The 23,696-nt window shown below is 72.2% G+C and carries 17 protein-coding genes; 10 read left to right on the top strand and 7 right to left on the bottom strand.

What is annotated here, in order from left to right; genetic code table 11:
* Positions 1-2: 2 nt before the first annotated feature.
* Positions 3-1,925: a hypothetical protein gene (locus ACWED2_RS09300; protein WP_449689950.1), complete on the bottom strand. Its 1,923-nt coding sequence runs from the start codon at positions 1,923-1,925 to the stop codon at positions 3-5.
* Positions 1,926-1,941: 16 nt separating this feature from the next.
* Complete coding sequence (locus tag ACWED2_RS09295) at positions 1,942-2,202, bottom strand: hypothetical protein (RefSeq protein WP_449689949.1); 261 nt, start codon at positions 2,200-2,202, stop codon at positions 1,942-1,944.
* Between the two features lie 418 nt (positions 2,203-2,620).
* On the opposite strand from ACWED2_RS09295, the gene ACWED2_RS09290 reads away from it, so the two are divergent.
* Both ACWED2_RS09290 and ACWED2_RS09285 read left to right on the top strand, forming a co-directional pair.
* The gene (locus ACWED2_RS09290) at positions 2,621-3,823 is read left to right on the top strand and encodes an epoxide hydrolase family protein (RefSeq protein WP_449690130.1); all 1,203 of its coding nucleotides are present in this window, start codon (positions 2,621-2,623) and stop codon (positions 3,821-3,823) included.
* Positions 3,824-3,906: 83 nt separating this feature from the next.
* On the top strand, positions 3,907-5,160 hold the full coding sequence (locus ACWED2_RS09285; protein WP_449689948.1) for an epoxide hydrolase family protein: 1,254 nt from the start codon (positions 3,907-3,909) through the stop codon (positions 5,158-5,160).
* A 37-nt stretch (positions 5,161-5,197) separates the two neighbouring features.
* Here the strand turns inward: ACWED2_RS09285 and ACWED2_RS09280 are convergent, their stop codons facing one another.
* A complete protein-coding gene (locus tag ACWED2_RS09280) occupies positions 5,198-7,906 on the bottom strand; it encodes an ATP-binding protein (RefSeq protein ID WP_449689947.1) in 2,709 nt (902 codons plus the stop codon).
* 209 nt (positions 7,907-8,115) lie between these two features.
* On the opposite strand from ACWED2_RS09280, the gene ACWED2_RS09275 reads away from it, so the two are divergent.
* Positions 8,116-10,896 (top strand): ATP-binding protein, encoded by a 2,781-nt coding sequence (locus ACWED2_RS09275; RefSeq protein ID WP_449689946.1) that lies wholly within the window; start codon positions 8,116-8,118, stop codon positions 10,894-10,896.
* A 7-nt stretch (positions 10,897-10,903) separates the two neighbouring features.
* Here ACWED2_RS09275 and ACWED2_RS09270 read toward each other — a convergent pair whose 3' ends face one another.
* Genes ACWED2_RS09270 through ACWED2_RS09260 form a run of 3 tightly spaced genes read right to left on the bottom strand, consistent with a single transcriptional unit; the run spans position 10,904 to position 13,729 of the window.
* Positions 10,904-11,623, bottom strand: coding sequence for an SDR family oxidoreductase (locus ACWED2_RS09270; protein ID WP_449689945.1), 720 nt, complete (start codon positions 11,621-11,623; stop codon positions 10,904-10,906).
* A 10-nt stretch (positions 11,624-11,633) separates the two neighbouring features.
* Complete coding sequence (locus tag ACWED2_RS09265; protein WP_449689944.1) at positions 11,634-13,121, bottom strand: MFS transporter; 1,488 nt, start codon at positions 13,119-13,121, stop codon at positions 11,634-11,636.
* Positions 13,118-13,729 carry a muconolactone Delta-isomerase family protein gene (locus ACWED2_RS09260; protein ID WP_449689943.1) on the bottom strand — a complete coding sequence of 204 codons (612 nt, stop codon included), beginning with the start codon at positions 13,727-13,729 and terminating at the stop codon, positions 13,118-13,120. The genes ACWED2_RS09265 and ACWED2_RS09260 overlap by 4 nt, the downstream gene beginning before the upstream one ends.
* 169 nt (positions 13,730-13,898) lie before the next feature.
* On the opposite strand from ACWED2_RS09260, the gene ACWED2_RS09255 reads away from it, so the two are divergent.
* From ACWED2_RS09255 to ACWED2_RS09225, 7 genes are all read left to right on the top strand, one after another.
* Complete coding sequence (locus ACWED2_RS09255; protein ID WP_449689942.1) at positions 13,899-14,516, top strand: VOC family protein; 618 nt, start codon at positions 13,899-13,901, stop codon at positions 14,514-14,516.
* Positions 14,517-14,579: 63 nt separating this feature from the next.
* Complete coding sequence (locus ACWED2_RS09250) at positions 14,580-15,347, top strand: SDR family oxidoreductase (protein WP_449689941.1); 768 nt, start codon at positions 14,580-14,582, stop codon at positions 15,345-15,347.
* 14 nt (positions 15,348-15,361) lie between these two features.
* On the top strand, positions 15,362-16,744 hold the full coding sequence (locus tag ACWED2_RS09245) for a dihydrolipoyl dehydrogenase family protein (RefSeq protein ID WP_449689940.1): 1,383 nt from the start codon (positions 15,362-15,364) through the stop codon (positions 16,742-16,744).
* 152 nt (positions 16,745-16,896) lie between these two features.
* Positions 16,897-17,601 (top strand): SDR family NAD(P)-dependent oxidoreductase, encoded by a 705-nt coding sequence (locus ACWED2_RS09240; protein ID WP_449689939.1) that lies wholly within the window; start codon positions 16,897-16,899, stop codon positions 17,599-17,601.
* Positions 17,588-18,688, top strand: a complete 1,101-nt coding sequence (locus ACWED2_RS09235; RefSeq protein ID WP_449689938.1) for a tellurite resistance/C4-dicarboxylate transporter family protein — start codon at positions 17,588-17,590, stop codon at positions 18,686-18,688. The genes ACWED2_RS09240 and ACWED2_RS09235 overlap by 14 nt, the downstream gene beginning before the upstream one ends.
* A 5-nt stretch (positions 18,689-18,693) precedes the next feature.
* Positions 18,694-20,373: an MOSC domain-containing protein gene (locus ACWED2_RS09230; protein ID WP_449689937.1), complete on the top strand. Its 1,680-nt coding sequence runs from the start codon at positions 18,694-18,696 to the stop codon at positions 20,371-20,373.
* Between the two features lie 278 nt (positions 20,374-20,651).
* Entirely contained in the window at positions 20,652-21,437 is a 786-nt protein-coding gene (locus ACWED2_RS09225; protein WP_449689936.1) for a hypothetical protein, read from the top strand.
* 239 nt (positions 21,438-21,676) lie between these two features.
* On the opposite strand, the gene ACWED2_RS09220 is transcribed toward ACWED2_RS09225, so the two are convergent.
* Positions 21,677-23,677: a hypothetical protein gene (locus tag ACWED2_RS09220; RefSeq protein WP_449689935.1), complete on the bottom strand. Its 2,001-nt coding sequence runs from the start codon at positions 23,675-23,677 to the stop codon at positions 21,677-21,679.
* Positions 23,678-23,696: the final 19 nt, after the last annotated feature.

Raw genomic sequence — 23,696 nt, 5'->3', positions numbered from 1 at the left:
CCTCACGGCGCCGGGATCGCGGAGACCCGGTCCCGCAGGCAGATGCCGGGATTGGCGTCGGCCGTGATCACCCGCCGGCCGTGGCCGGAGTTGTCCACCAGGACGAACAAGGTCTCCGGCATGCCGAGGAGCTGCGCCGGCTCGACGGTGAACTCGTAGACGCGGCCGGTTCCGGTGGAGGTGCTGACGTTGTCGGCGGACGACCAGGTGCGGGTGCCGGTCCAGGTGTGCCCGCGCGACTCGGACAACCCGGTGGGCCGGCCGGCGGTGCCGGACCGCCGCTGCTTGTTCTGGCCGCTCTGCCCGGTGTTCGCGGCGAAGCTGTCGCCGCCGCCGTCGGTGAACGTGCTGCCCACCTGCCGGGTGATCTGGTTGACCACGAACTTGTGGCCCTTGCCGATGAACTCGGCGGCGATGGTGGCGTCGCGGTGGTTGTACATCTTCATGATGCAGACGACGCCGCCCGTGCCGGCGGACTTCTCCAGGTCGCCCTGCGGCTGGTCGATCATCAGGATCAGCCGTACGCCGGCGTGCCGGGCGTGCTCCGACAGCACCCGCACGGTCGTGGCGCCGAGCTGGTCGGCCCCGGCGACGACCAGTAGCCCGCCCGGCCAGACCCGGGCGTCCATGGCCCGCTGCGCCAGCTGCACGAGCAGCCGGTCCACCAGTTCCTTGCGGTCGTGACGGCCGCCGTCCGTGGCGACCAGCGACACGGCATCATTTGTCCACAGTGGACGACCGGTCGGAGTTGCCGCCACCACGTCGTGCAGCATGTCCAGCTGACGGGCGAGCAGGCGCAACTGCCGCGCCGCCCACTCGTTCTGGTCGACGTCCACGATGTGCGCGGCGAGTCTGTCCAGCTCCGGCGGGGAAAGCTCGCCGGTGCCCTGGCACAGCACCCGCACGCCCGCGGCCAGCCGGGCGAACGTCACCGGCCCGTCCAGGGCGTCGAGCACCATCCGCAGCATGTCGACGGCCAGCGCGCGTTCCTCGCGGTGGTCGCCGTCCGGACGGCTGGTCGCCGCGTAGCCGACGCACTCGGCGATGTCCCGCGCGGACAGCCCGGCGAACAGGTTCAGCCCGGCCGTGTCGGCGCCGGTCAGCTGCACCGATCCGACGCTCATGCCGGCGGCGCGAGCCACCCCGGCCAGCGACTCGCCGACCTCCTGGCCGGTGAAGTCCAGCACGGTGATCCGCCGGCCCGCGGCCAGCAGCGACGAACCGAAGGTCACCAGCAGGCTGGCCCAGCCGTGCCGGTGCGGGTCGCCCCCGAACACGTCGACCCGGGTCGGTTCGGACGCCGGCAGCACGGGATACCACTGCGGGCCGTTCGCGGCGGCCGCGGCCGCCCGGGCGGCCGCGGCGGCGGCCGCGGCGTGCTGCCGCACGATCTGCTCCCACGCCGCCACGGCCTGCCGGTAGCGGGCCTGCTCGGAGCCGCACAACTGGCGGTAGGGCCGCTCGAAGTTGCGGATGTTGCGGCTGGCGAACTGAACGCCGGCCACCGCGCGGATCACGCTCAGCGCCAGCAGCCCGGCGATCACCAGCAGCACCACGATGTACACCTGGTGCGCCGAGCTGCCGTACCGGCTGACCTGGCGTTCGATCACCAGCTGGTAGGCGGTGAACGCGAACGCGGCGACCACCAGCAGCGCCAGCCTCCAGATCACCCTGGTGACGGCTTTCGACCGGGCCGCGACCAGCCCGCTGGTGTCCGGCCGGGCCGGCTCCGTCCAGACCGGCCGGGCGGGCGGCGCGGGCAGCTCCGCGGTCTGCGCCGGCACGGGCGACGCGGCCTGCCAGCCCCACCGGGCCGGCGGCGCGAACAGCCGCGGGGCGAGCTGGCTCGCCCAGCCGGCGGTCGTCGTGTACCCGGACGAACGTCGCTCACCCTGCCCCGCGGCCATCCGATAGGTCCCGCTCACATCGTCCTCCCCCGGCTCAGTGGCGCCGCTCGAACCAGGTGCTGACCTGGTCGAGCAGGTGCGGCTCGGCGGCGCTGAGGACCATCAGGAAGATCCCCGCCGCGATGGCGATGATCACCAGCGGGAAGACGAGCACGAGCAGCCCCCGGACCACCCCGACCGGGCCCCGCCGACGGCGCTGGGCGTGGTAGGCGGAGTTGCGGGCGAAGGTGGAGCGGTCGTGCTGAACCTGCTGCTGGTAGTTCTGCTGGGCCTGGCGGCTTCCGGGCGTGGTCATGGCGGCTCCCCTGTGACGGCTGACGGTGATTCGGATGCGCGAAGCGGCCGGTTGATACAAACAGCGTCGTGAGCCGCCACGTCGGTGTCCCGAGCAGTCGGCTACTGGCTGGTCTGTGCGCGCGAAAGCGAATGGGCGGGATTTCCTTGAGATGGCCCTGCCCATACGTCTGGGTCAGTACTGGAGTTTGGCGCTGCCTCAGCACACAACACCGAATCCCGCCAGAGTTCCCCGGGCCGACTCACTAAACCCGGGCGGTCCCCGGGGGCCTGACCCAGTGTGTCGACCGGGGTCTTTCACGGGCGCGAATCGCACGAACGGGTTGCCATGCTGGTGCACATCCGGAGAGCGAGGGGCATACCGCCTCCCGTACCTGGATTTGTTCGTGCCGGAATCCGAGGGAAAGGCCGTGCATGAGATGACCACGCTCGAGCAGCAAACGAGCCACGCGATCCGACCGTTCACCGTGTCCTTCCGCAAAGGGGCGCTCGACGACCTGCGCCACCGGCTGGCGGCGACGCGCTGGCCGAGCCGGGAGCTCGTGGGCGATCGCTCCCAGGGGGTGCAGCTGGCGACGCTCCGGGCGCTGGCCCAGTACTGGGCGAACGGGTACGACCTCGGCCGGGTGCAGTCCCGGCTGAACGCGCTGCCGCAGTTCACCACCGAAATCGACGGGGTGAGCGTCCATTTCGTCCACGTGAAATCGAAGCACGCGGATGCGCTGCCGCTGATCATGACGCACGGCTGGCCCGGCTCGGTCATCGAGCTGATCGACTCGATCGGCCCGCTGACCGATCCGACCGCGCACGGTGGCACCGCGGCGGACGCATTCCACCTCGTGCTGCCGTCGCTGCCCGGCTACGGCTTCTCGAGCGAGCCCGCCGAGGTCGGGTGGGATCTCGTGCGCACGGCCCGGGCGTGGGCGGAGCTGATGAGCCGGCTCGGCTATGGCCGGTATGTGGCCCAGGGTGGCGACGTCGGCGCCGGGGTAACCGACGCGATGGGCCGGCTGGGCCCGGCGGGTCTGGCCGGCATCCACACGAATCTGCTGGTGCCCGCGCTCAACGACCCGTCGTCGCTGCCGGACGACACCGAGGAGGAACGCGCGGCGCTCGCCGCGATCAAGGTTTTCCAGACCACCGGGAACGGCTACTTCGTGGAGATGGCCACCCGGCCGGAGACGATCGGCTACGCGTTGCTGGATTCGCCGGTCGCGCTCGCCGGGTGGATGATCGACCACGACACGGACGCCTACTACAAGATCGCCGGCGCGTTCGTCGACGGCAAGCCGTCGGGGGGTCTCACGCGGGATCACCTCCTCGACGACATCACGACCTACTGGCTGACCGGCACCGGGGCGTCCACGGCCCGGTCGTACTGGGAGGCGTACGGGCCGGACGCACCGGCCGCGGGCCGCCCGCCGCTGCCGGATCCCCGCGTTCCGGTCGGTTTCAGCACCTTCCCCGGGGAGATCTGGCGGACGCCACGCAGCTGGGCCGAGAAGGCCTATCCGACGCTCAGCTACTTCGGGGTCGCGGCCCGCGGCGGCCATTTCGCCGCCTGGGAGGAGCCCGAGCTGTTCGCGGACCAGGTGCGGGCCGCGTTCCGGCCACTGCGCTAGGACACGGCAAACGCCCTAACTCCGACGAATCCAGAAGTGGAGAGACCATGACTCCGTCCACGTCCAGACCCACTCGACGGCAAGTGCTCCAGGCAGGCGTCGCGGCCGGCCTCACCGTCGCCGCGTCCACTGTGCTCGGGCAGACGCCGGCCGGCGCCGCGCCGCCCACCGACCCGAACGGGGTCCGCCCGTTCCGGGTCGCGGTCCGGCGCGAACAGCTGGCGGAGTTGCACCGCCGCATCGAAGCAACCCGCTGGCCGACCCGCGAGCTCGTCTCCGACCGCTCGCAAGGCGTGCAGCTGGCGACCGCTCAGGCGCTCGCCCGGTTCTGGACGACCGGCTACGACTGGCGGCGGTTCGAGGCGAAGCTCAACGCGCTGCCCCAGTTCAAGACGCAGATCGACGGCGTCGACATCCACTTCGTCCACGTACGCTCCCGGCACCGCGGCGCACTGCCGCTCATCATGACCCACGGCTGGCCGGGCTCGATCGTCGAGCTGCTCGAGACCGTCGGTCCGCTGACGGATCCGACCGCGCACGGCGGCACGGCGGCGGACGCCTTCCACCTCGTCCTCCCGTCGATCCCCGGCTACGGCTTCTCCGGCAAACCGGACGAAATCGGCTGGGACCACAACCGGACGGCGCGAGCCTGGGCGGAGCTCATGCACCGCCTCGGCTACCCCCGCTGGGTCGCTCAGGGCGGAGATGTCGGCGCCGCCGTGACCGATGGCATCGGCCGCCTGGCTCCGGCCGGATTGCTCGGCATCCACGTGAACCTGCTGACGCCGGCCTTGGGCAGCACCGCCGACCTGCCGAAGAACACCGATGAGGAGAAGGCCGCGGCCACCGCACTCCAGATCTTCTCGACGAGCGGCCGGGGGTACATCGTCGAGCAGTCGACGCGGCCGCAGACAATCGGCTACGCACTTCTCGATTCGCCCGTCGCCCTGGCGGCCTGGATGCTCGATCACGACACGGACAGCTATCGCAAGATCTCCCGCGCCTTCCTCGGCGGACCGCCGTCGGGCGGCCTGACCCGGGAGCACGTCCTCGACAACGTGTCGGTCTACTGGCTGACCGGGACCGGCGAGTCGGCCGCCCGGCTGTACTGGGAGAGAGCGCTCACCGCCGGCCAGAACTCCCCGGCGGTGAGCGTGCCGGTCGCGTTCAGCGCCTTCCCCGGCGAGATCTTCCAGGCTCCCCGTAGCTGGGCCGAGGCCGTCTACCCGACCCTCGGCTACTACCACCGGCCCACGCGGGGCGGACACTTCGCGGCTTGGGAGGAACCCGGACTGTTCACCCAGGAGCTTCGTGCCGCCTTCCGCCCGCTTCGATGACCGGACGCTGGATCGCAGATGAGCTCGACCCACGGGCTCAGGCCGGCAGGACGTCCCGGAGTTTCCGGCGGGAGTCGATGCCCAGCTTCGCGAAGATCCTGCGGAGGTGCCATTCGACGGTGCGCGGGGAGAGGTAGAGCCGCTCGCCGACCTCACGGTTGGAGTAGCCGTCGCGGACCAGCAACGCGATCTGCCGCTCCTGGGCGGTGAGCTCGACCTCCGGCGCCCGGGCGGCCGTGCGTTTGCGCACGGTTTCCCCGGTGGCCAGAAGCTCGCGGCGGGCGCGTTCGGCGAACGCTTCCATCCCGATGGCGACCAGCATTTCGTACGCGGTCCGCAGCTGCTCGCGGGCCCGGACGCGCTGTCTGCGGCGGCGCAGCCACTCGCCGTACACCAGATGGGCCCGCGCCGCCTCCGGCTGCAGGCGGGTGCGGTCGAGTCGCTCGACGGCCTCGCGGTAGAGGTCCTCGGCCTCCGGTCCGTCGGTGACCAGTGCCTGGGTCCGGGCCTCGACGCCGCGGGCGAAGTCGGTGTCGAACGAGCGCGTCGTCTCGGTCAGCCGGTCGAGCGCCTCCCGGGCGACCTCCGGCTCGCCGGCGCGGCCGGCCGCCTCCACCAGCTCGGGCAGCAGCCAGGTGGAGATCCCCGGCTCGGAGACGTAGGTGGTGGCCAGTGCCGCACGCATCGCCTCGGGATAGCGCCCGAGTCCGTTGTAGAGCACGGCGGCCGCCCACCGCGCGGCCGTGTTGCCCATGCCGAGGCCCGCAGCGGTCGAGGCGCGAATCGTGGCTGCGATCAGCTCGGCGGCCTCCGGCTCCCGGCCGCGCAGCGAGAGCAGCCGCAGTTCGCCGTACGGTGGCAGTGGGTTGCCCGTCGCGGCGGCGACGGCATCGGCCTCGGCGATGGAGGCGGCGGTCGCCTCGAAGTCACCGGTCCAGGAGCTGGCGAAGCTGGACGTGGTGAGCAGGAAGGGCAGTTCGCGCAGCGCGTGGGCGTCGCGCGCCACGCGTAGCCACCGGTCGCAGAGTTCGCGCATCCCTTCGTCGTCCCAGACGGCGGCGATGCCCCCGGTCGCCACCCAGCCCCACCGCAACACCTGCTCCGCGGGCAGGTTCACGAGCGCCGCCGCCGCCCGCCGCAGGGTGTCCGCGGCGGCTGCCGTGCCGTCGGTGACCAGTTGGGCGTAGCCGTCGAGCAGCAGGTCCAGCGGGCCGGGGTCGGCCGGCGGCGGGAGGAGCCGGACGGCCTGCGACACCTCGAGCAACGAGGCCGGATCGGTGAAGGTGACAGCGATGCCCCACGCGGTCAGGTAGGTCTCGCGTGCGGCTTGCGGTGCCACCGGCTCCAGCTGCCGCGCGGCCTCGATCGTCCGTGCGGTGGCGTTGGCGCCGTCGAGGGTGGCGAAGGCAACCTGACCGCGCAGCACCGCCGCCTGTCCCCGCTGCAAGGCGTCGAGCGGGTAGACGCCGACGGCGCTCAGGAGCCGGCCGGCGTCCTCCACGTCGCCGGCCTGGAAACTCGCCTCGGCCGCCGAGAGCATGCGGTCGGTGCGCCGGGCCGGGTCGGCGGTCAGGACGACGGACCGGTGCAGGAACGCGGCCGCCGCGGCCATTCCGCCGCGTGCCTGCGCCCGGGCGGCGGACCGTTCCAGTTCCGCGGCGACGGCCTCGTCGGGCCCAGCGGCCGCCGAGGCGAGGTGCCAGGCACGCCGGTCGGGGGCGGACCGCGGATCCGTGACCTCGGCCAGGGCCAGGTGTGCGGCTCGCCGGTCGGCGGGCGACGCCGCGCGATAGATCGCCGATCGCACCAGCGGATGGCGGAAGGTCACCCGGTCGTCGATGGTCAGCAGGCCGTCGATGCCGCTCATCGCGGAGGGCACGCCGAGCCGCTCCGCGGCGTGCCGGACCAGGTCGGGGTCGCCGACCGGTTCCACGGCGGCGACCAGGAGCAGCAGCCGTGTCCGCTGCGGAAGTGAGCCGATCCGGTTGAGGAAGCTCTCCTCGATCCGGCCGGGCAGCGTGTCGGCGCTCAGCAGGCCGAGGCCGCCGGCCATCTGGCTTGCGGTCAGGCCGCGCGGCAGCTCGATGAGGGCGAGCGGGTTGCCGTGCGTCTCCGCGACGATGCGATCGCGGATGCCGCGGTCCAGGGGCGCGGCGGCGACCGAGTCGAGCAGTGTGCGCGCGTCGGTGTGGCGCAGCCCGGTGATCTCCATCATCGGGAGGCCGGTCAGCTCGGGGCCGGGCACCCTGGACGCGATCACCAGGGCGATCGACTCGGCCAGCAGCCGGCGGGAGACGAAGCCCAGGACCTGGGCCGAGGACCGATCGAGCCATTGCGCGTCGTCGATGACGCAGAGCAGCGGCTGATCCTCGGAGGCGCCGGACAGGAGGTCGAGGATCGCCAGGCCGACCAGGAACGGGTCCGGCCGGGCACCGTCGCGCAAGCGGAACACCGTCTCGAGTGCGGCACGCCGGGGTGCCGGCAGGTCCTTCAGCCGGGCCAGCAGCGGCAGGCAGAACTGGTGCAGGGCGGCGAAGTCCAGCTCCATGTCGGACTCGATGCCGACGGTGCGTAGCTTGCGAAACCCGCTCGCGGCGCTCTCCGCGTAGTGCAGAAGCGCGGATTTACCGATCCCGGGCGCCCCGCGGAGCACGAGCACGCGGCTTTCCCCGGCGTGGACGGCGGCGATCATCTCGTCCAAAGCGGCGCGTTCCGCCACTCGATCCACCAGGCCGGGCCCGGTCACGCGAACCGCCTCTGCCCCATGACTGTCTCCCAGGCCGCTGACCAGGACCGACGTGACGTCGTACGGCACCAGTCTCGCTCGGTGCCGTCGCCCTGTCCAACAAGCACGAGCCGGGTCGAACGTCGCTACCATCACTCGAAGCCGCTCGCAGCAGGTGAGCGGCTCAGCGAGGCCAGTCAAATGCCGCATCGGACACCTGTTAGGACACCATGTCCCGCAAGGTCGGAAGTGCCGCGCCGGAACTCCTCGGTCGCACGCGCGAATGTCAGGCCCTCGACCGCCTGGTGACCACTGCGCTGGGCGGCACGAGCCAGGTGCTGGTCCTGCGCGGCGACGCGGGTGTGGGCAAGAGCGCGCTGCTGGGGTACCTGTCCGGCAAGGTCGACGGCTGGCACATCGCGTCGGCGGTCGGGGTCGAGTCATTGATGGAGCTCGCCTACAGCGGCCTCTACCAACTCTGTGCGCCGATGCTCGACCACATCGAGCGCCTGCCCGCGCCGCAGCGCGACGCGCTGGCGACCGTGTTCGGACTCAGCGCCGGCCCGCCACCGGACCGGTTCCTGGTCGGGCTGGCCACGTTGACGCTGTTCGCCGAGGTGGCCGAGGACCGGCCGCTGATCTGCATCGTCGACGACGCCCAGTGGCTGGACCAGGCCTCGGCGCAGATCCTCGCGTTCGTCGCCCGGCGGCTCTTGGCCGAGCGGATCGCGATCGTGTGCGTCGCGCGCCGGGGAACCGGCGATCAGGTCCTGACCGGGTTGCCGGAGTTGCCGGTCGGCGGGCTGGATGACCGTGATTCGCGAGCGCTGCTGCTGAGCACCATCCGGGGCCCGGTGGACATCGACCTGTCCCACCGGATCATCGCGGAGAGTCGAGGCAATCCGCTCGCGCTCATCGAGCTTCCCCGTGCCTGGAAGGACGGCGATCTCGCGGGTGGCTTCGGGTTGCCGGACAGCCAGCCGATCAACGACAAGATCGAGGAGAGCTATGCCCGGCGGGCCTCCGCACTGCCCGCCGACACCCGGCTGCTCGTCCTCACCGCGGCGGCGGAATCCGTCGGCGACACCGGGCTGTTGCACCGCGCGGCCGCTGCGCTCGCCGTCGACATCGCGGCGCTCGCCCCGGCGGCCGACGCCGGTCTGATCAGGCTCGACGGCCGGGTGCAGTTCACGCACCCGCTCGCCCGCTCGGCCGTCTACCGGTCCGCCGCGCCGGAGGACCGGCGCCGCGTGCATGGCGTCCTGGCCGGCGTCACGGACGCCACCACCGATCCGGATCGCCGGGCTTGGCACCGTGCCGGCGCAGCCTCGGGACCGGACGAACAGGTCGCCACCGAGCTCGAACAGGCCGCGGAACGCGCCCGGGCACGCGGCGGTCTCGCCGCGGTGGCGGCGCTGCTTCAGCGGGCGGTGGGGCTCGGCGGCGACCCGGCGCGGCGCACCGAACGCGCATTGGTCGCGGCTCGGGCGAGTTTGGACGCGGGCAGGTTCGACGCGGCGCGACGCATCCTGTCGGTCGCCGAGATCGGGACGCTGGACGAGTACCAGCACGCGCAGGTGGACATCCTCCACGGACAGCTCGCCATGTTCACCACGATGACCGGCGACGCCGCCGCGTCGCTGCTCAAGGCGGCGCAACGACTCGAACCGGTCGACGCCGGTCTCGCCCGGGAGACGTACCTCGACGCGTGGTCCGCCGCGTTCGTCGCCGGCCACGGCTCCGCCGGTGACGACCGCCTCGCTGTGTCCCGGGCGGCCCGAGCCGCCCCTTACCCGGACGAGGCCGCCCGGCCGGTGGATCTGCTGCTGGACAGCCTCGCCACACTGACGATCGACGGGCCGCGAGCCGCCGCGCCACAGCTTCAGCAGGCGGTGGCCGCCTTCACCGACGAGGCGTGCCCGCACGAACAGATCATCCGATGGAACTGGTTGGCGGCATTGGCGGCGTGGACGATCTGGGACGACGAGAGTGTCCACACCCTTCGCGCGCGCACGCTGAAGATCTCGCGCGACAGCGGGGCACTCGCCCGGCTTCAGGTCGAGCTCGGTGTCTTCGCGCAAGCCGGAGTGCGGTGCGGTGACTTCGCCGACGTCGCGCAAGCGATCGCGGAAATCGATGCGGCCGCGGACGGCGCCAAACCCATCACCGGGTCGTACGTGTCGATGAGGCTCGCCGCCTCCCGCGGCCGGGAGGCCGAGGCTCGGGCGGTGATCGAGGCCGTCCTGACCGAGGCCGCGGCGGCCGGGCAGGGAACGGTGACCGAGCGCTGCGACTTCTCCCGGGCCGTTCTGTGCAACGGGCTCGGCCAGTACGAAGAAGCGCTGGTCGCCGCGCGCTCGGCCGTCGACTACCACCCCCGGATGTATCTGTCGGCCTGGGCCGCGGTGGAGCTGCTCGAAGCCGCGACCCGAACCGGCCGGACGGCAGTCGCGGAGGACGCCCTCCACCACGTGCTCGACGCCACGGCCCACCTGCCCAACGACGCGGCACAGGGCATCGCCGCCCGGTCACGGGCACTGATGGCGACCGGCGAGCGGGCCGACGGCCTGTACCGGGACGCCATCGCACGGCTCGGCCGAAGCCTGCTGCGACCCGAGCTGGCCCGCGCACACCTGCTCTACGGTGAGTGGCTGCGCCGCGAGGGCCGGCAGCTCGATGCGCGTCGGCACCTGCACGACGCTCATGAGCAGTTCGCCGCGATCGGGATGGAGGCGTTCGCGGAACGCGCCCGCGCCGAGCTGGCGGCGACCGGCGAGACCGCGCGCAAACGGACCGACGACACCCGCACCCAGCTGACGGCGCAGGAACTGCAGATCGCCCGGATGGCGCGCGACGGGCTCTCCAACCCGGAGATCGGTGCCCGGCTCTTCCTCAGCCCGCGTACCGTCGAGTGGCATCTGCGCAAGGTGTTCGGAGTCCTCGGCATCAGCTCCCGCCGGCAGCTTCGTACCAGCCTGCCGGAGCTGGACACGGGACTCGTGGAGGAATAGTCCGCCCTCACGCGATGAGGTGCTGGCCGCCGTCGACGTCGTAGGTCGCGCCGGCGAGTGCCGTGTTGGTCATCAGCTGCAGGGCAAGGGCCGCCACGTCCGCCGGTCCGACGACGCGGCGGATCGGCAGCGTCGCCCGAAGCTGGTCCCGGCGATGGTCGAGCTCGTCGCCGAGCAGGCTGGCCGACAGCGGGGTGTCGACGAACCCGGCGGCGATCGCGTTGACCCGGACCGGAGCGAGTTCGAGCGCGGCGTTCGCCGCGATGGCGGGCAACGCGGCGGCCGCGATGGCCGCCAGGCTCAGCCCGACGCCGGGACGCCGGGCATGGGTGCCGGTGATGAAGGTCAGCGATCCGCCGGGACGGACCCGGATCGCGCATTCCCGGGCAACGCGCAGGGACCCGAGCAGGTGCTCGTCGAGCACCCCCAGCGCCCGGTCGAAGTCCAGCTCGGCGATCGGCGAGTAGAACGGGCCGCCTCCGGAGACCAGGACGTGGTCGACCGGCACCGGCAGCTCGGCGAAGAACCTCCGCAGCGCCGCGGCGTCGCCCAGGTCCAGCGTCGCGGTCGACGCGCCGAGCTCGTCGCTCGCGGCACCGAGCCGCTCCTGGTTCCGGCCGGTGAGGACGAGCTTCGCCTCGGCCGCGTGTGCCTGGCGGGCGGTCTCCAGGCCGATGCCGGAGGTTCCCCCGATGACGACGACGGTGCTTCCCGACAAACTGTCCATTGTGTCCTCCTCAGGGGGCCGTCGCCGGTTCCGGCACGGCACAGGAGTGAAGGCGCGGACCGGACACAGCGCCCGGCCCGGCGGTACGACGGCTGGGGACGAACACCGCCGCGAGGACCGCGGCGACCACGCTCACGCCGGCCATGACGAGCATCGCGGACCGGTAGCGCGCGGCCACGGGCCCGGCCAGGTCGGTCGCGCCGCCGGCGCCGAGCAGCGCGGGGACGAGCGCGATCAGGATGACGCCGCCGACCCGGGACGCGGCGTCGTTGACGGCCGACGCCTCGCCGAGGTCGGGGTCGTCGACGGCGGCGAGCACCCCCGCGGTGAGCGGGGCGACGGTCAGCCCGATCCCGAGGCCCCAGAGGATCGCGCCGGGCAGGATCGCCTCGAAGTACGTCTCGCCCGGCTGGGCCGCCGACAACCAGCCGAACCCGCAGGCCACCACCAGGATGCCGGCCGCCATCGGCCACCGCGTCCCGACCCGGGCGACCAGGCCGCCGACGAACGGGGACACGACCAGGAACACCGCCGACTCGGGAATGAGCGCGGCGCCGGCCGCGGTGGCGCTGTACCCGAGCCGCAGCTGGCACTGCAGGACGACCAGGTAGCTGGCGGCGGCCAGGGCGCCGTAGAACAGCAGCGTCGCGGCGTTGATCGCGTCGAACGGCCGTGACCGGAACAGGGCCGTCCGCAGCATCGGCCGGCGCGTGTGCCGCTCGACCGGGACCAGCACCACCAAGCAGGCCAGCCCGAGCACACCGGAGCACAGGACCGGCCAGGTCGTCCACCCCGATCCCGGGCCCGCGGTGAGGGCGTAGATGACGCCGCCCAGGCCCACCACGGCGAGCAAGGCACCGACGGCGTCCACCGACAGCGGCCGCCGGTCGCCGGTGCCCGGCGGGACGTGGCGCAGCACCCACCCGGCGGCGGCGACGAGCGGCAGGTTGAGCAGGAAGACCCAGCGCCACGAGGCGTGGTCGATCAGCCACCCGCCGCCGTACGGGCCGACCGTGGTGCCGAGAGTGGCGATCCCGGCCCAGATGCCGATGCCCCGCGCCCGGTCGGGCGCCCGCAACGTGCCGTTCAGCAGAGCGAGGCTGCTGGGCACGACCAGCGCGCCGCCCACGCCCTGCACCAGCCGGGCCGCGATCAGCGTGGCCGGCGTCGGCGCGACCGCACAGCACAGCGAGGCGACGAGCATCACCAGCAGCCCGATCACCAGGATGCGGCGCCGTCCGAAGTGGTCGGCGAGCGCGCCGGCGACCAGCAGCAGCGAGGCGACGGTGACCAGGTAGCCGGTCAGCACCCACTGCAGTTCGCTGATGCTCGCGTGCAGGTCGCGCCCGATCGCCGGCACGGCCACGTTGATCATGTACGCGTCCAGGAAACCGACCAGGGAAGCGAGCACGGTCGCGGCGACGAGTGCGGCCCCGGCCGGGCTGCGCAGCGCCACCAGCGCCGGTCCGGTCGTGCCCGTGGCCGGCTCGGCGGTCATGGCGTCGCTCCCGCGGTCACCGGGTCACTGGGGTGCGCTGTCAGCGGCATCGTTTCGACGTCGAGCCAGTCGCCCAGCGGGAGGGACCGCAGGATCTCCCGCAGCCGCGTGGCCCCGGTGGCCTGCCAGAGCCCGAGGTTGCGGCCCTCGCCGGGCAGCTTCCACAGGCGGACCAGGTACCCGTCGGCGGCCAGCTCATGAGCACGGCCGGCCTCGCGGGCGAACCTCTCGTCGACGGCCTCCTGGCTCGTCCCGGCCGGAACGCCGACGACCAGCGTGACCAGGTACTCCTCGTCGCCCGCCGCGAACGGCACCTTGCCGGGACCGGGATCGTTGGGGTGCGCGCCCAGCGCGGTGACCTCGTCGGTCCGCCAGACGCGCAACGGCATCGAGGCGAGCACCCGTTCGAGGTCGCCGGCGTCGTCGGCGGCGAACAGCCCGATCGTGCGCCATTCGCCCGGCTCCAGCGGGGGACGCCACAGCCGCAGCACCCGCCCCTGGGCGGCGAGGTCGCGGGTGTGCGCGGCCTCCCGTGCCCGGATGTCGGCCACCTCGTGCGCCGGTGTTCCGTCCGGCACCCGGGTGGTCATGGTGACCAGGTACTCCATCTCCAGCCTCCTCGTCGGTCGGCCCGTCCAGGGTGCGGCCGGCCGGTGGCCGCTCGCGCCCGTGACTCCCACTGGCCGGCGGGACCAGTGAGAGTCACGGGCGCGAGCCGGCGGCGGGCCGGACGAAACTCGGCACGTCGGATTCCCCACGAGCGCAGGAGGCGCCGTCATGGACATGAAGCTCGAGGTCGTCGTGGTCCCGGTCGCCGACGTCGACCGCGCGAAGGCCTTCTACACGGCGCTGGGGTGGCGGCTCGACGCCGACGTCGCCACCGACGAGAACTTCCGCGTGGTGCAGGTGACCCCGCCCGGGTCGCCGGCGTCGGTCATCTTCGGCACCTCGGTCACGGCCCAGGCGCCGGGCACGGCCCAGGGCCTGCACCTGGTCGTCGACGACGTCGAAGCCGCGCGCGACGAGCTGAAGCGGCTCGGCGCCGATCCGAGCGAGGTGTTCCACGACGCCGGCGGCGTCTTCCACCACGCCGGGACCGACGCCCGGGTGCCCGGCCCGGATCCGCGGCGCGCCAGCTACGGCTCTTTCCTGTCGTTCGACGATCCGGACGGCAATGGCTGGGTCCTGCAGGAGATCACCACCCGGCTCCCGGGGCGGGTCGATCCGGCGGTCACCACGTTCGCCTCGGCCGCGGACCTCGCGGGCGCGCTGCGCCGGGCCGCCGCGGCGCACGGCGAGCACGAGGCACGCACCGGCGCGGCGGACCCGGACTGGCCGGACTGGTACGCGGAGCACATGGTGCGTGAACAGTCCGGAGCGGAACTGCCCACCTGACCGCGGGACCCTTCCGGCCGGCCTGCTCGAGCGCCGTCCCCGACACGAAAGGAGGAGAGGCTCATGTCCGAGAAGTCGCTGGCGGGAGCCGTCGCGCTGGTCACCGGCGCCAGCAGCGGGATCGGCGCCGCGACGGCACGCCACCTCGCCCGCGAGGGCGCGGTGGTCGCGCTGGTGGCGCGTCGCCGCGACCGCCTCGACCAGGTCGTGACCGACATCGCCGGGCTCGGCGGCCACGCGGTCGCCGTCACGGCCGACATCACCGAGCCCGAACGCGCCTACGAGGCGGTGCAGGCCACGCTGGAGCGGTTCGGGCGGCTCGACGTCCTGGTCAACAACGCCGGGATCATGCTGCTCGGCTCGGCGCTGCAGACCACCGTCGAGGATTGGGACCGGATGGTCTCCCTCAACGTCGCGGCGCTGCTGCACGTCACGCACGCCGCGGTTCCGTACCTGATCGACGCGGCATCGACGTCGCCGCGGCGGGTGGCGGATCTGGTGAACGTCGGCTCGACGGCCGGGCGGGTCGCGCGGCCGGGCAGCAGCGGCTACACCCTGACCAAGTTCGGCCTCACCGGGTTCACCGAATCGCTCCGCCAGGAACTGCTCGGCGAGAGCGTGCGGGTCAGCGTGGTGGAGCCCGGCACCGTGGACACGGAACTGGTGGACCACCTCGGCGACGCCGTCCGGGACGCGGCCCGCCGGCAGGTCGGCGGGATCGAAGCGTTGCGGGCGGAGGACATCGCGGACGCGATCGGCTACATCGTCACGCGGGACCGGCGCGTGGCCGTCAACGAAATGCTGGTCCGGGCCGGCGAGCAGACCTGGTAGGCGGGAGTCGGAAGATGAACAGCGGTTACGACGTCATCGTGCTCGGCGGCGGGTCGCCGGGCGAGCACTGCGCCGGCGCTCTCGCCGAGGGCGGCCTGCGCGTCGCGCTGGTCGAGCGGGAACTCGTCGGCGGGGAATGTTCCTACTGGGCGTGCATTCCGTCGAAGACGCTGCTGCGCCCGGGCGAAGCAGTACGCGGAGCACTCGATGCCGAGTCCACCGCCGAGGTCGATGCCGAGCGGGCCCTCGCCTGGCGCGACTTCATGGTGTCGGACTACTCCGACGCGGGCCAGGAGCGATGGCTGGCGGGCAACGGCATCGACCTGCTGCGCGGCACCGGCCGGCTGGCCGGACCGGGTGTCGTCGAGGTGGCCGGCACCCGGTACACGGCCACCCACGTCGTCGTCGCCACCGGCGCTTCGCCGATCATCCCGGACATCCCGGGTCTGCCGGAACTGGCGGGCCTGTGGACCAACCGCGAGGCCACCGCGATGAAATCGGTACCGCGCCGGCTGATCGTGCTCGGCGGCGGGCCTGTCGGCGTCGAGCTGGCCCAGGCGGTCCGGCGGCTGGGCGGCGAGGTGGTCCTCACCGCCCACGGCGGGCGCGTCCTGCCGCGTGAACCCGCCCCGCTGGGCCAGGCGCTCGGCGAAGTCCTGCGCCGCGACGGGATCGAGCTCGTGCTCGGCCCGAAGGCGGTCAAGGCCCGGCGCGAGGGCGACGACTACGTCCTGACCCTCGACGACGGGCAGGAACTGCGTGGCGACAAGCTCCTCGTCGCCACCGGGCGCCGTCCGCGAGTGCACGATCTCGGACTCGAGACGGTCGGTGTGGCGGCGGGTGACAACGGCATCCCGGTCGACGGGCGGCTGCGTGCCGCCGAGAACCTCTGGGTCGTCGGCGACGCCACCGGCCTGGAAATGCTCACCCATGTGGGCAAGTACCAGGGCGAAGTGGTCGCGGACAACATTCTCGGCACACCACGGGAAGCCGATTACACGGCCGTGCCCCGTGTGGTGTTCACCGACCCGCAGGCGGCGTCGGTGGGCGCGGGCACGGCACGGTTCAGCGCCACTGCCCGGATCTCCGAGGTGGCCAAGACCGCGACCTACACCCGGGCCTACGCCGAGGCCAACGGCTTCCTGACGCTGCTCAGCGACGGCGAAGCGCTCACCGGCGCCTACGCCCTCGGCCCGGAGGCCGGGGAATGGCTGCAACAGGCGACCCTGGCCATCCGCGCCCGGATCCCGCTCGACGTCCTGCGCGACACCATCCAGCCGTTCCCGACGTTCTCCGAAATCTACGTCGCCGCGCTCAAAGGCCTGCACGAGCAGATCGGCGCGGCCCGGCAACCGGCCGCCAAGGGGTCTCCTGAGGCGAAGGAAGGATCTCCATGATCATCAAGCGGATCTTCGCCAAAGTCGTGGGCGCCGGAGCAGTCGCGTCTTCACTGGCCGGCGTGCCCCCGACGGTCGCCACGCCGGAACCGGGCAGAACCCGCACTCGGCCGCGATCCCGGCGGACCGGCTGATGCAGATCCTCGATTAGCGTGCCCGGCAAGAAGGTCGCCGTCATCACCGGCGCGTCACAGGGTATCGGTGCCGCCCTGGTGGCGGCGTACCGCAAGCTCGGCTACGCCGTCGTCGCGACGTCGCGGAGCATCGCGCCCGGAGCGGACCCGGACGTCCTCGCCGTCCGTGGCGACGTCGTGGACCCCGCCACGGCCGAGCGCGTGGCCGCCGCCGCGATCGAGCGGTTCGGCCGCATCGACACCCTGGTCAACAACGCCGGCATCTTCATCGCCAAGCCGTTCACCGAGTACACCCGGGACGACTACGAGGCCGTCACCGGCGTCAACCTGACCGGGTTCTTCCGCATCACCCAGCTGGCGGTCGAACAGATGCTCCGCCAAGGCAGTGGTCACCTCGTGCAGATCAGCAGCAGCCTGGCCGACCACGCCGACGCCTCGGTCAATGCGGTGCTGACGTCGCTGACCAAAGGCGGCCTGCAGTCCGCCACCAAGGCGCTGGCCATCGAGTACGCGGCCCGCGGCATCCGCAGCAACGCGGTCGCGCTGGGCGTCATCGAGACCTCGGATCCGGCCGCGTACGAGGATTCTCTCGCCCGGCGGCACCCGCTGGGGCGAATGGGCGAGGTCGCCGACGTCGTCGACGCGATCGTCTACCTCGAGAACGCCGCGTTCGTCACCGGCGAAATCCTGCACGTGGACGGGGGCCAGAGTGCCGGCCATTGAGCGCCTACGCCGATATCGGGAGGCCGCATCCTTCGCGGTCGCCGACCTCAACGCGGGAGCGTGCGCATTCGTCATGGGCACCGGAATCGTGTCCACCGCCCTGAACATCAACGGCGCCCACATCGCCTCCGTCGCACTGGTGGTGGTGGCCCTGGCCGGTTTCGCAGTGCTGGTGCCGGCCTATGGGTGGCGCCTGGTGCGCTGGCGACAGCGATTCGCCGCGGACTTCTTCGGGCCACGAGCATTCGCGTTCCTGACCATCGCCATCGCCGCCGACGTCCTGGCCGCCCGCCTCGTATCGGACGGCCAGGTCGCCGCTGCTCGGGCGTTCCTGGCGTTGGGAACGCTCGGGTGGCTGCTGCTGGGCTACGGCATTCCCCTCGGCCTGATCGCCACCACGAGCCGGCGGCCCTCGATCGACCAGGTGAACGGCACCTGGTTCCTCTGGGCGGTGAGCTCCGAGTCGGTGGCCGTCGCGGCAGCCGCCCTGAGCCGCCAGACCACGGACCACCTGCTGCCGGTACTGGCCACGGCGTGCTGGGCCATCGGACTGATGCAGTACCTGCTGACCGCCGGGATCGTCCTGGCCAGGCTGCTCGCGCGGCCAGTGGTGCCGGAGAACCTCATGACCTCGGCCTGGATCTTCATGGGCGCGGCGGCGATCACGGTGCTCGCCGGGGCGAGGCTCCTCGAACTGTCACCGGACGATGTGCTGCTGCCGCGCTCGGTCATCGTCGGCTGGTCCGTTGTCCTGTGGGCGTTTTCGAGCTGGCTGGTTCCGATGCTGCTGGCTCTGGGGATATGGCGGCACGTGCTGCGACGTGTCCCGCTGCGGTACGACTTCGGCTGGTGGAACCTGGTCTTCCCGATCGGGATGTACGGTGTCACCACCCACGAACTGGGACGCACAACCGCGACATCATGGCTGACCGCGCTGGGCCGCGGGGAAATCTGGGTCGGTGCCGCGGTCTGGGTAGTGGTGATCACCGCCATGGTGGCCGGTGCGCTCCGGCCGCACCTGACGGTGAGGGGTCACGAGCCGGCCGAAGTCGGTTCCAGCCAGCGCGCCCGGACATCCGCGGACTGAAGGAGATGACCACCATGGCCCGCCTGGTGTCACTGAACGTCGGACTGCCCCGGGACGTGCCCTGGCAGGGCCGGACCGTCCACACGGGCATCTTCAAGTACCCGGTCGAAGGCCGCCGCATGGTGCGGCGGCTCAACGTCGACGGCGACGGCCAGGGCGACCTGGGCGGCCACGGCGGCGAGAACCGCGCGGTGCTCGTCTACCAGCGTCAGTCCTACGAACACTGGCGGCGGTTCCTCGGCCGCGACGACCTCGAGGACGGCCGGTTCGGCGAAAACTTCACCGTCGACGGCCTGCCCGACGACGAAGTGCACATCGGCGACCGGTACCGCATCGGCGAAGCCGAGTTCGAGGTCACCCAGCCGCGCGTCACGTGCTTCCGCGTCGGCATGCGCCTCGGCGAGCCGCGGATGCCGTCCCTGCTGGTGGCGCACCACCGGCCCGGCTTCTACCTGCGGGTCGTCACCGAAGGCCACGTCCAGGCGGGCGACGAGATCGTCCGCACCCGGGTCGGCCGGCACGAACTGAGCGTCGCGGACATCGACGCGCTCCTCTACCTGCCCGGCCGCGACCGGGACACGCTGCGCAAGGCTCTCGACATCCCGGCGCTCAGTCCCGGCTGGCAGGGGTCGTTCCGGGACCTGCTGGCCGCGGAAGAACCACCGGCGCCTCGCGGCTGGAGCGGCTTCCGGCCCCTGCGCGTCACCCGGGTGGTACCCGAGAGCACGACCGTGGCCTCCCTCCACCTGGCCGCCGAGGACGGCGCGCCGCTCCCCCGGCCCGAGCCGGGCCAGTACCTCACCCTGCGGGTGCCCGGGGCCGGCGACCCGGCGCCGGTCCGCAGCTACTCGCTGTCGGCCACGCCTTCGGACCGCGAGTACCGCATCAGCGTCAAACGGGACGGGGTCGTCAGCAGTTACCTCCACACGCAGCTGGCCGCCGGCGCGGTCGTGGACGTCGCGGCACCCCGGGGCGACTTCGTGCTGACCGAAGACGACCGTCCCGTGGTCCTCGTCTCGGCAGGCATCGGCGTGACTCCCGTCCTCGCCATGCTGCACGCGCTCGCCGCGAACCGGACTTCACGGGAGGTCTGGTGGCTGCACACCACCCGGACCGCCGCCGACCACGCGTTCGCCGGCGAAGCACACCAACTGCTGGCGAGCCTTCCGCACGGCCACGAGCACATCCACTACACCGCGGAACACGGCCGGCTGACCCGCGAAACGCTGTCGGAACTGCCGGTCGACAGCACCGTCTACCTGTGCGGACCGGACGCCTTCATGACGGCCGTGCGGGAATCCCTGGTTTCCTCGGGTTTCGACCCGGCACACATCCACAGTGAACTGTTCGGCGGAGTGTCCGCGATCAACCCGGGCCTCACCGGCGTCGTCCGCAAGACCCCGCACCTCCCGGCCGGCGCGGCCGGACCAGGACCCGCGGTCACGTTCGCGCGGAGCGGGCTCACCGTGCCGTGGAGCGACCGCTACCCCAGCCTGCTCGAGTTCGCCGAGGCATGCGACGTACCGACACGCTGGTCGTGCCGCACCGGCGTCTGCCACACCTGCGTGACCCCGCTGCTGTCCGGCCACGTGCGCTACGATCCCGACCCGCTCGAACCGCCGGCGCCGGACCAAGCGCTCGTCTGCTGCGCCCAGCCACAGGACGACGTCGTCCTGGACCTGTGACGACCGGATCGGTCGTCTTTCGCGGGCGACCCCACCTGCCCGTGGCACCACGCCGAGGACCGCGACTTTCAGCTGGACTGCCTGTCAGGTTTGCCAGCAGGGGGCCGGATTTCTAAGATCTCGGCATCGCGAGCCGGAGTGCTCGATCGTCTGGGAGTTCGGAGGTTCCACCGATGGCGCGTGCCGGCCGGCGAAGAGCCAGCAGCGGGCTTGACCGTCGAGGAGGTGCTGCCGAAGGCCGGGGTTGGGTCCCTCCGATCGAGACAGTCGAGCTGCCGGTGATCCCCGGGGAGCCGGGGAGCCCGGACGAGCGCCGCGCGCGGCTGGAACGGCAGGCCTCGGAGGCGGCCGAGGCGCAGTTGCGCGCGGGCGCGCGGATCCGCTGGGCATTCGTGGTCGCGGGCGCGGCAGTGGTGGTGACGAGCATCGCCGTGCTGACGTCGATGTCCGGCCCGGCGCAGTCGCCGCGCGAGGCGGCGGTGTGGTCGGTGCCGCTCGAGCCGGCCACCCTGCTGCCGTCGAGTGCCATCCCGGCTCAGGCCGCCGCGCCCACGACCTCGGCCACGCCGCCGCCCACGACGTCGGCCACGACCTCGGCCACGCCGACACACTCGCCGACCCGCCGCAGCGTCACCCCACCACCACCGCCACCATCAGCTGCCCCGGTCACCGCCACCCCGCACTGCCCGACCGCCGAAACGGCGACGCTCAACGACGACGCGACCGGCATCGTCTACAGCGGACCGTGGTACACCGCCGGCAAGCGCGGCCTGGGCGACTTCCACGACGACGTGCACGCCACGATGGCGGACGGCAGCCAGGTCGCCTACGCCTTCACCGGGACCGGCATCGCGCTCTTCAGCGAGACCTACTCCGACGAAGGCCGGATGGACATCTACCTGGACGAAGTCTTCCAGCGCACCGTCGACACCACGAGCCAGGTCCGGCACGCCCAGCAGAGCGTGTTCAGCGCCTGCGGCCTGTCGCCGGGCCGCCACACCATCCGGGCCGTCAAACGCAGCGGCACGTACATGCTGCTGGACCGCTTCGACGTCACCCCGTGAGCCGCCGGGCTCGCACGGTCCACCCGACAATCACCAGCTCCGGGCTCACCGCACGGACGCAAACCCCACCGAAGTCCCTTCCACCACGAGGGTCGCCCGGATCCGGGGGTGACTTGACCACCGGGTGACTCGGCCGGTGGGCGCTTCCCGCCAGCTGCGTTCCGGCTCCTGCTGCAGCGGCTTCCGCCGCACCCGCAAGGCATCGAACTCGCCCTCGGGCCAGGCCGGTGCTACGCCGCTCAGCGTGAGCGTGGGTTGAAGTCCACGCCCTCGTCGTTGAGCCGGTGCCGCACCACGAACGCTTCCACCGCGTCGGTCGGCCAAACCGAGCCCTGCTGCCGCAGCGCTTCCAGATACTGCTGGTTTTGCGGCGCGTCGGTCAGGATGAGGTTCCGGTTCTGTTTGGCGAGCCAGGGATTATCCGAAAGCCGGACCCGGTGCTCGAGGTTGAGCGGCTCGAACGCCTGCGTGCCGTCGGCGCGAACGACCTTGATCCGCATCGTGCCCGTGGCACCGGCTCGGGCGTCACCGGCGGCGACGAGCTGGCTCTCGATCGCCCGCAGAGCAGGGTCGGCCCGAAGCCGGCCCATCACCTTCCGCTGCAGGCCACCGAAGTCCTTTCGAGCGATGACGCGGGCCTCGCGGAGGATGCCGTTGGCCCGGGCGCGTTGGGGCGGGGTCAGTTCGGGAGCATTGCCGGCTTCGGCTCGCAGCGCGTCGAACTCGGCACCGAGCTGGGCCAGCCGTGCCCGGCCGGGGGTGGACCGCTCCGCGGCCACGGTCTGCTCGACGACGGCCGGCAACCGCTCGTTCGCGAGCTGCTCGTAGCGAGCGACCAGTTCGGGATTCGCGACCCGGACGTTGCGGGTTTGCGGGGTCGACGTCACCGCACCTTCGGGGGTGGACCGCCCGGCGAGGGCATGACCGACCAGACCGGCGATCCCGCCGACGATCAGGTTGACCACGACGTTGCGCAGCAGCTGCTCCATGGTGGCTTGGCCGCGGACGACGCGGACGCCGTCGGTGATCGCGCCCTGCACCATGTTGCCCGCCGACCCCGCGACCACGGAGCCTACGGCCTTCGCCAGGGTCTCTTCGGCGACATTGGCGAACAAGCCGTTGGCGACCAGGGATCTGGTCAGCGCCGGCGCCAGGAACGGTGTCAGTTTGGCGGCGACCGCACCGCCCGCGGCCCCACCTGCGGCGCCCACCACCGTGTCGATGGTGACGTCCTTGACGTCCGTCCAGCCGACCTCGTCCCCGTAGACGACCTTGGCGCCGACACCGGCGGCGCTGGACAGCAACGCGGTCCCCCCGCCCATGATCGCTCCGCTGGAGACCACGCCGAGGCCAAGGCCACCAGCGGCGGCGGGGGCGGCGAGCACCGCGCCGCCGGCAACCGCGAAGATCGTGAAGCACGCTGTCTCGGTCACCTGGAGCGCAGCGATCACGGTCGCGCCGGTACCGATCTGGCGTTCCCGGTACTCCTGGATCGCCCGGTACGCGGCATCCGCTTTCTCCTGCGCGGTCCGGGTCGCGCTCTCGGTCGCAGCCAGATCGTCGCCGTCGGCGAGCCGCTTCAGGTTCTGCAAGGCGGCTTCGCCGGCGGTGATGATCGGAGCGACCTCGTCGAGATTGATACCGGTGTGGACCGCTTCCAGCACCCACGCCACCACGGAGTGGTCGTCGTTGAGCTCCTTCATGGCGTCGTAGTAGCCACGGGCACTGGTCACGCGGGACTCGATCGGACGAAGCACCTCGGTCCGGAACGTCCGCCGGAGTCCGGTCAGGAAGCCCGCCCACTGGCTCTCCGGAATCGCGTACTGCCGCCCCTGATAGGTCAGGACGTGCAAGGGCTCGGCACACACCGCTTGCTCCGCTGACGGCGGCACGCCGGCGTCGGCCTGCTCGTCCGTGGTGGCCGTACAGACGCCGCCGACGGTGCGGTCGTCCCGCTGGACAGCGATGTCACGCTGGACCGCCACCTCCCCGGCGGCGGCCGGCACCGTCTCTCCTTCACCGTCTCCGACCTGGCACGGGCACTCCCCGGCCGGAGTCGTGCCGCATCGTTGCACCGCTGCCAGCTGCCGCACGGCCCGATTCCCCGCGGCGCGTTGCAACTGCAGGATCGTCAGTGCCACCGGATTGAATCCGCGTTCTCGGGAAGACGTGCCCGGAGCCAAGCGCGGCGCATTTCGAACGGCTTCGCGCCGATCCGGCTCCCGATGGTCGTACTTCATTGGGCGCTCCCTTGGGCTT

Source organism: Amycolatopsis sp. NPDC005003, assembly GCF_053600695.1.
This window is presented reverse-complemented; position numbering and strand designations above follow the sequence as displayed.